The sequence below is a fragment of the Arthrobacter sp. Y3223164 genome (assembly GCF_059091005.1).
This window is the reverse complement of record NZ_JBNHGF010000094.1, coordinates 1-8,439: the sequence shown is the minus strand read 5'-3', so window position 1 is coordinate 8,439 and position 8,439 is coordinate 1. Positions and strand designations below refer to the sequence as shown.

The 8,439-nt window shown below is 69.5% G+C and carries 6 protein-coding genes and 1 riboswitch; all 6 genes read left to right on the top strand.

What is annotated here, in order from left to right; translation table 11 throughout:
* On the top strand, positions 1–672 hold a 672-nt coding region (locus tag AC5RUJ_RS07165; protein WP_494155710.1), incomplete at its 5' end, for an MFS transporter.
* A 36-nt stretch (positions 673–708) separates the two neighbouring features.
* Entirely contained in the window at positions 709–1,758 is a 1,050-nt protein-coding gene (locus AC5RUJ_RS07160; protein ID WP_494128891.1) for a S66 family peptidase, read from the top strand.
* 131 nt (positions 1,759–1,889) lie between these two features.
* Entirely contained in the window at positions 1,890–2,402 is a 513-nt protein-coding gene (locus AC5RUJ_RS07155; RefSeq protein ID WP_494128890.1) for a mycothiol transferase, read from the top strand.
* Positions 2,403–2,527: 125 nt separating this feature from the next.
* Positions 2,528–2,627: riboswitch (glycine riboswitch) on the top strand.
* A gap of 171 nt (positions 2,628–2,798) precedes the next feature.
* Entirely contained in the window at positions 2,799–5,678 is a 2,880-nt protein-coding gene (gene gcvP / locus AC5RUJ_RS07150) for an aminomethyl-transferring glycine dehydrogenase (protein ID WP_494128889.1), read from the top strand.
* 15 nt (positions 5,679–5,693) lie between these two features.
* Positions 5,694–6,845, top strand: coding sequence for a glycine cleavage system aminomethyltransferase GcvT (gcvT, locus tag AC5RUJ_RS07145; protein WP_494128888.1), 1,152 nt, complete (start codon positions 5,694–5,696; stop codon positions 6,843–6,845).
* Positions 6,846–6,932: 87 nt separating this feature from the next.
* Positions 6,933–8,360 carry an L-serine ammonia-lyase gene (locus AC5RUJ_RS07140; protein ID WP_494025269.1) on the top strand — a complete coding sequence of 476 codons (1,428 nt, stop codon included), beginning with the start codon at positions 6,933–6,935 and terminating at the stop codon, positions 8,358–8,360.
* Positions 8,361–8,439 lie beyond the last annotated feature (79 nt).

Below are 8,439 nucleotides of genomic sequence, written 5' to 3'. Positions count from 1 at the left end.
CCCGCAGGAGCCGACGGGCCGCCCGTTGCGGAAGCCTCGGAGCCCGCAGCGGGAGCTGAGGCCGGTTCCGTCGGGACGACGTCGGTCCGTGTCTGGCGCTCGTCGGTCGCCTGGGGCCTGGCTCTGGTGTTCGCCGGGACCTTGTCGAACACGTTTGCCATGTTCACGTGGTTGCCGCCGTTGCTGGTGGACAGCGGGATGCTGCCCCCGACGGCGGGCACCATGCTGGCCTACTACGCCATCCTGGGCCTGCCCACCAGTCTGTTGGTGCCGCTGATCGCGGGGCGGCTGCGCAATCCCCTGGGCCTGGGCCTGCTGTTCATCGGCTTTTACACGGCCGGATACGCCGGGCTGCTGCTGTCACCCTCGTTCGGCACCTGGTTGTGGATCACCCTGGCGGGGCTCGGCCAGGGCACCTTTGCGCTGGGCCTGCTGCTGGTGAACCTCAGGACCCGCACCACGGCCGGCGCGGGGCTGCTCTCCGGGTTCGCGCAAGGCATCGGCTACACGGTCGCCTGCGCCGGCCCGCTGATGTTCGGACTGCTGCGCGAGGCCAGCGGCGGCTGGGGTGCTTCCTTCGGCCTGCTGGGCGGTGCCTTGCTCATCCTGGCGGTGGGCCTGGTCATCGTGGGCCGTCCCCGCTATCTGGAGGATTCGGCCCGGGATGGATAGCGGCCGCTGAGGCACAGCGCGTGGTTGGATGGGGAAATGCCGAGCCATGCCCTTGTGTCCCCGCCCAAGCTTGAGCCCGGTGACCGGGTCGCGATTCTCTCCCCGTCCTTTGCTGCCCCCGGGTTCGCGCCGGATGTCCACGAGCAGGCGATGCGTCGACTCAGCGCCGAAACGGGACTGGTCCCTGTGGAATACCCGACGACCCGGAAGCTTGGCGCTTCCGCCGCGGAACGCGCCGCGGATCTGCACGCCGCTTTGTCCGACCCGGCCATCCGGGCCATCCTCGCGACCATCGGCGGCGACGACCGGGTAGCCCTCATTCCCCATCTGGACGCCGGTCTCGCCGCCGCGAACCCCAAGATCTTCATGGGCTACAGCGACAACACGAACCTCTTGAACTGGCTGTGGTCGGTCGGGATAGCAGGCTACTACGGGGGCTCGACCCAGGTGCACCTCGGAGCCGGGCCGCACATTGACGACCAGCACCTCGCGTCGCTGAAGGCAGCGCTCTTTAAGGGCGGTGAGCTGGAGATTGTTGACCCAGGCGAGTCCGAGGACTTCGGGCCGGACTGGCTGACGCCACAAGCCCTTGTCAGCTTCGGTGAACGGGAACCCACGCAGCCGTGGACGTGGGCGGGGCCCGAGCGGGAAGCGACCGGCCGCACCTGGGGCGGGTGCCTGGAAGTCATCGATCAGCTGGCCATGGCCGATCGGCTGCCGCCCCTGGGAGCCCTCGAGGGGTCGATCCTGATTGTTGAAACCAGTGAGGAGTTGCCTCCGGCAGCGTGGGTCAAGAGATGGGTCCGGGCATTGGGGGAACGGGGCGTCCTCTCGGCGGTGGAAGGAGTGCTCGTCGCCCGGCCTCCGGTGAGCAGTCACGGTACCGTCCCGCCAGCGGAGGAGCGTGCCCGGCTCCGCGCCGCGCAACGCGATGCAGTCCTCGCCGAGATAAAGCGCTACAACGACCACGCCGTCGTCTGCATCGGAGTCCCGTTCGGCCATACCCGTCCGCAATGGATCGTGCCCTACGGCGGGACAATGCGGCTCAATGGCCGGGATCGAACCATCACGGCCGATTACAGTTGACCGCTGAGGCAGGCGGTCCGGGCGACGGATGCGCGGCTGCGTGAGCGTCCCCGCGCCTGCGGGCAGGCACGCATTCCTCGCCGTGGCCCCGGCCGGTAAGCTGGCGCCACAGTCGACCGGCGGGAGGCGCCATGAAGTTCAACGACCTGCTCGCAGATGCCTACGGCAGGATCCAGGAGCGCGTCCACTCCGTGCTGGACGGGCTGGCCGCCGGACAACTGGCCGCCCGGCCCGGCGGTGACAGCAACTCGATTGCCTGGCTTATCTGGCATCTGACGCGCATCCAGGACGACCATATTGCCGATGTCGCCGGCACGGACCAGTACTGGCTGACCGGCTGGGCGGAGCGGTTCGACCTGCCGCTGCCCCGGAAGGACCATGGCTACGGCCACACGTCGCAGCAGGTGGCGGCCGTCCGGGTCGAATCGGCCGACCTGCTGCGCGGCTACTACGACGACGTCCATGCCGGCACCCTGGAGTATCTGGCCGGACTGAGCGAGGATGACCTGGACCGGATCGTGGACACCCGGTGGGACCCGCACGTCAGCCTGGGGGTGCGGCTGGTCAGCGTCCTGGACGACTGCCTGGAGCACGTCGGACAGGCCGCCTACGTGAAGGGCATGCTCTCGCGCACCGATGCCTAGCGGCGGCCACGCGGGTTCCGGCGCCCCCGCGGCGGCTGCAAGCCGCGCCATCGGGCGTCGCCGCCTTGTTGCGCGCCAGCCGCTGGACTACCATTCAAGGAGTCAGTACAACTGCATACAGCCTTCGACATGCGGCGGGAGAGTCCTGCTGGGTACCAGTCAGCAGGCGCCGTAGGAGCAATACCTCCCCAGGAATCTCTCAGGCCCCTGTACCGCCGCGAAGAGGCAACTCTGGAAAGCAGCCGGACCGTTCAGGACCGGCTCACCGACGGTGCAAGCAGGAGGCGGCCCCTTGGGCCACAGCCTGCGGAATCTCTCAGGTTCAGTCACAGAGTGGGGAGGAACCCTTCACTACCGGCATGGTCAGCCCAGCCGGGGATAACTGGAGTTCCTCACATGACGGCTAAGTCCACCAGCGCTACCCGGCCCGGCAGCGCCTCCTTCACCGACCGACACATCGGTCCGCGCCGGAACGACGCGGAAACCATGCTCAAGCAGTTGGGCTACGGCAGCATCGACGAGCTGGTGGACGCGGCCGTGCCCGCCGACATCCGCCAGCAGGAACCGCTGGCGCTGCCCGCCGCCCGCAGCGAGTCCCAGGTCCTGGGGGACCTGCGCGCCCTCGCCGCGAAGAACGTGACGGCCGTGCAGATGATCGGTCAGGGCTACTACGACACCATCACGCCGCCGGTGATCCGCCGCAACGTGGTGGAAGACCCGGCCTGGTACACCGCCTACACCCCGTACCAGCCGGAAATTTCGCAGGGCCGGCTGGAGGCGCTGCTGAACTTCCAGACCATGGTCCAGGACCTCACTGCGCTGCCGATCGCCAACGCCTCCCTGCTGGACGAAGCCACCGCAGTGGCCGAAGCCGTGCTGTTGATGCGCCGGTCCAACAAGTCCAAATCCGCCGGCAAGACCGTGCTGGACGCGGACCTGCTGCCGCAGACCATCGCCGTCGTCAAGGGCCGGGCCGAGGCGCTGGACTTCGACGTAGAGGTTGCCGACCTCTCCGCCGGCCTGCCGGACGGCGACATCTCGGGCATCGTGCTGCAGCAGCCGGGAGCCTCCGGCCGGGTGTTTGACCAGGCTCCGGTCATCGCGCAGGCCAAGGAGCGCGGCGCCTTGGTCACCGTGGCCGCCGACCTGCTGGCGCTGACCCTGATCACGCCGCCGGGCGAGCAGGGCGCGGACATCGCCGTCGGCAACACCCAGCGTTTTGGCGTGCCGCTCTTCTTCGGCGGCCCGCACGCCGCCTACATGGCCGTCCGCAAGGGGCTGGAGCGTTCCCTGCCCGGCCGCCTGGTGGGGGTCTCGAAGGACGACGCCGGCCGCCCCGCCTACCGCCTGGCGCTGCAGACCCGCGAGCAGCACATCCGCCGCGAGAAGGCCACCTCCAACATCTGCACCGCGCAGGCACTGCTGGCCGTCGTGGCCAGCATGTACGCCGTCTACCACGGCCCCGAGGGCCTGAAGGCGATCGCCCAGCACGCCAATGAGGCCGCCCGCACGCTGGCAGGCGTGCTCACCGGCGCCGGGTACGCGCTGGCGGCAGACCGGTTCTTCGACACCCTCACGGTGAAGGCTCCGGGCAAGGCCGCCGAGATCGCCGCCGCCGCCGAGGCCAAGGGCGTGAACCTGCGCCGCATCGACGCCGACCACGTCGGCATTTCCGCCGATGAAACGACGACGGCGGAGCACCTCGCCCTGGTCGCGGAGGCCTTCGGCGTGGAGGACGCCGCCGGCAAGACCGCCGAAACGGCCGGGAACGCCGGCTTCGAGCTGCCGGAGGAGCTGCTGCGCAGCTCCTCCTACCTGGACCATCCGGTGTTCCACAGCCATCGCTCCGAGACCCAGATGCTGCGCTACCTGCGCCGCCTGTCTGACCGAGACCTGGCCCTGGACCGGACCATGATCCCGCTGGGCTCGTGCACCATGAAGCTGAACGCGACGGCGGAAATGGAGGCGATGACCTGGCCGGAATTCGCGTCCATCCACCCGTTCGCCCCGGCCAGCCAGACCGCCGGCTGGCGCGAGCTGATCACCGATCTGGAGGAACGCCTCGCGGCGATCACCGGCTACGCCGGCGTCTCCATCCAGCCCAACGCCGGTTCGCAGGGCGAATACGCCGGCCTGCTCGCCATCCGCCGCTACCACCTGGCCAACGGCGACGACCAGCGCGACGTCTGCCTGATCCCCGCCTCCGCGCACGGCACCAACGCCGCCTCGGCCGTGCTGGCCGGCATGAAGGTTGTCGTGGTCGCCACGGCACCGGACGGCACCATCGACCACGCCGACCTGCGCGCGAAGATCGACCAGAACGCCGACGCGCTTTCGGCCATCATGATCACCTATCCGTCAACGCACGGCGTGTACGACGCCGACGTGCGCGACGTCTGCGAGGCGGTCCATGCCGCCGGCGGGCAGGTGTACATCGACGGGGCCAACCTCAACGCGCTGGTAGGACTCGCGCAGCCGGGCAAGTTCGGCGGCGACGTCTCCCACCTGAACCTGCACAAGACCTTCTGCATCCCGCACGGGGGCGGCGGCCCCGGCGTCGGGCCGGTAGCGGTGGCCGAACACCTGGTGCCGTTCCTGCCGGGCAACGCCGCGCTGGCCGAACACGAAGGCAAGGGCGTGCCCGTCTCGGCCAGCGAGTACGGCTCGGCCGGCGTGCTGCCGATCTCCTGGGCCTACGTGGCCATGATGGGGGCCGAGGGCCTGACCGAGGCAACGAAGAGCGCCCTGCTGGCCGCGAACTACGTCGCCGCCCGGCTGAACGAGCACTTCCCGGTGCTCTACACCGGCAACGACGGGCTGGTCGCGCACGAGTGCATCCTGGACCTGCGCGAACTCACCGCCAAGTCGGGGGTGACCGCCGAGGACGTGGCCAAGCGCCTGATCGACTACGGCTTCCACGCGCCCACCCTGTCCTTCCCCGTGGCCGGCACCCTGATGGTGGAGCCGACCGAGTCCGAGGACCTGGGGGAGATTGAGCGGTTTATCGACGCGATGATCGCGATCAAGGGCGAAATCGACCAGGTGATCGCCGGCGACTTCCCGCTCGACGCCAGCCCGCTGCGCCTGGCCCCGCACACCGCCGCCGCCGTGGTCAGCTCCGACTGGGACCGGCCGTACACCCGGGAGCAGGCCGCCTTCCCGGTACCGGGCCTGCAAGTGGACAAATACTTCGCCCCGGTCGGACGGATCGACGGCGCCGGCGGCGACCGCAACCTGATCTGCAGCTGCCCGCCGCCCGAAGCCTTCGAGAACTAGAGAGGTCAGCACCGCATGACTACCGAGACCACCACCATGCCCCGGCACACCGCGCTCTACGAGGAACACGAGCGGCTGGGTGCCTCCTTCACCGACTTCGGCGGCTGGATGATGCCGCTGAAGTACAGCAGCGAATTGGCCGAGCACCGCGCCGTGCGCAGCAGCGCCGGCCTGTTCGACCTCTCCCACATGGGCGAAGTCTGGGTCACCGGCCCGGAGGCCGGGAAGTTCCTGGACTACGCACTCGTCGGCAAGCTCTCCGCCGTCACCGAGGGCCGGGCCAAGTATTCGCTGATCTGCAACGCCGACGGCGGCATCATCGATGACCTGATCATCTACCGGCGTCCCGCCGACCAGCACGGGGACCGTTACCTGGTGGTGCCCAATGCCGGCAACGCCCCGACGGTCGCCGCGGAACTCGCCGCACGGGTCGAAGGTTTCGACGCCACGGTGGAGGACGCCACGGCCGAGACCTCGCTGGTGGCAGTGCAGGGACCGAAGTCCGTGGAAATCCTGCTCCAGCTGGTGCCCGCCAACCAGCATGGCACGGTGCGGGACATGAAGTACTACGCCGCCGACGAGGTGGACTTCACAGTGTCCGGGGCGCCGCTGAAGCTGCTGCTGGCCCGGACCGGGTACACCGGCGAGGACGGCTTCGAGATCTACGTCCCGAATACCAACGCGGCCGCGCTCTGGAACGCCCTGCTGGAAGCCGGACGGGGCGCCGACCTGCTGCCGGCCGGGCTGGCTTGCCGCGACTCGCTTCGGCTGGAGGCGGGCATGCCGCTGTACGGCAACGAGCTCACCCTCGAGACCAGCCCGTTCGAGGCCGGCCTGGGCGGCGTGGTGGCGCTGAAGAAGGACGGCGACTTCGTGGGCCGCGGCGCCCTCGAGGCGCAGAAGGAGAAGGGCTCGGCCCGCAAGCTCGTCGGGCTCAAGGGGCTTGGCCGGCGCGCCGGCCGCTCCCACTACCCGGTGCTGAAAGACGGCCGGACCATCGGCGAAGTCACCTCCGGCCAGCCCAGCCCCACCCTCGGCTACCCGGTGGCTCTGGCGTACGTGGACGCCGAGTATGCCGAACCCGGGACGAGGGTGGACATCGACCTGCGCGGCAAGCCCGAACCGTTCGAGGTTGTCGAGCTGCCGTTCTACCGGCGGGAAAAGTAGTCCTCACCCGCTACCAGGGTGCCGCCGTCCCCGCGGCCGCGGGGACGGCGGCCCCGGACCTCTCCACACAGACAGGAAAGGGATGACATGGCCGTAGGCGTTTTCGACCTTTTCTCCGTAGGCATCGGTCCCTCCAGCTCGCACACGGTCGGCCCGATGCGGGCCGCCTCCGCGTTCGTGCGGGAGGTGGCCGACGCCGGCCTGCTCGACAGGGTTAACGGGCTGCGCGTGGACCTGTACGGCTCCCTCGCCGCCACCGGTCGCGGGCACGGGACGTTCACCGCCGTGCTGCTGGGGCTGGAGGGCTTCGAACCGGAGCACATCCTGCCCGACCAGGTGGAGGAGCGGCTGGCGGACATCGCCGCCTCCGGCCGGCTGCGGCTGGGGGCGGAACTGCCCGGCGCCGCCGCCCGGCCGTTGGACTACGGGGTGCAGGACATGGTGCTGCACCCGCTGACCGTGCTGCCCCGGCACACCAACGGCATGAGGTTCCAGGTGCTGGAATCGAGCGACGACAGCGAGGCACGGATTCTGCACGAAGCCACCTTCTTCTCCGTGGGCGGCGGCTTCATTGTCCGCGGCGGCGAGGAGGAAGCCGCCCGGGAGGAGCTGGAGTCCTCCAAACAGCAGCTGCCCTATCCGTTCCGCACGGCGGCGGGGCTGCTGGAGCACTGCAGCAGCACCGGCCTGGCCATCAGCGACATCATGATGCGCAACGAGGAGGCCTCCCGCCCGCGGGAAGAGATCGAGGCCGGACTCGTGCACATTTACAACGTGATGGAGGAGTGCAAGGACTCGGCCATCCGCCGCGAGGGCGAGCTGCCCGGCGGACTCAACGTCCGCCGTCGGGCCCCCGCCTGGCATGAGCGGCTGCGCAAGGAAGACCCGGACCGGGACCACAAGTACTGGCAGGAATGGGTCAATCTGGTGGCGCTGGCGGTGAACGAGGAGAACGCCTCGGGCGGGCGGGTGGTCACCGCGCCCACCAACGGGGCCGCCGGCATCATCCCCGCCGTGCTGTTCTACGCCACGCACTACGCACCCGGCATGGAACAGGCCACCCGCGAGGACAAGGAGCAGGTGGTCGTGAAGTTCCTGTTGACCGCCGGTGCCATCGGGGTTCTCTACAAGGAGCAGGCTTCCATCTCCGGCGCCGAGGTCGGCTGCCAGGGCGAAGTCGGCTCAGCCTCGTCGATGGCTGCCGCGGGACTGGCCGAAATCCTCGGCGGAACTCCGGCCCAGGTGGAAAACGCGGCCGAAATCGCGATGGAGCACAACCTGGGGCTCACCTGCGATCCGATCGGCGGGCTGGTGCAGATCCCGTGCATCGAACGGAACGCCATCGGTGCCGCCAAGGCCGTGAACGCGGCCAAGATGGCGCTGATGGGGGACGGCACGCACCGGGTGTCGCTGGACGAGGTCATCATCACGATGCGCGAGACCGGCCGCGACATGAGCGACAAGTACAAGGAAACCGCCACCGGCGGCCTCGCCGTCAACGTCGTGGAGTGCTAGGAGGCCACGTCCTCCAGGTCCTGTCCTGACGGGCGCACGGCCGGCGGGCCCGCGGGACGCCGCGGCGGCATCGGCGGCC

Coding starts and splice junctions, on each gene's coding strand:
- AC5RUJ_RS07160 (WP_494128891.1), top strand. CDS start 709: ATGCCGAGCCATGCCCTTGTGTCCCCGCCCAAGCTTGAGCCCGGTGAC.
- AC5RUJ_RS07155 (WP_494128890.1), top strand. CDS start 1,890: ATGAAGTTCAACGACCTGCTCGCAGATGCCTACGGCAGGATCCAGGAG.
- gcvP (WP_494128889.1), top strand. CDS start 2,799: ATGACGGCTAAGTCCACCAGCGCTACCCGGCCCGGCAGCGCCTCCTTC.
- gcvT (WP_494128888.1), top strand. CDS start 5,694: ATGACTACCGAGACCACCACCATGCCCCGGCACACCGCGCTCTACGAG.
- AC5RUJ_RS07140 (WP_494025269.1), top strand. CDS start 6,933: ATGGCCGTAGGCGTTTTCGACCTTTTCTCCGTAGGCATCGGTCCCTCC.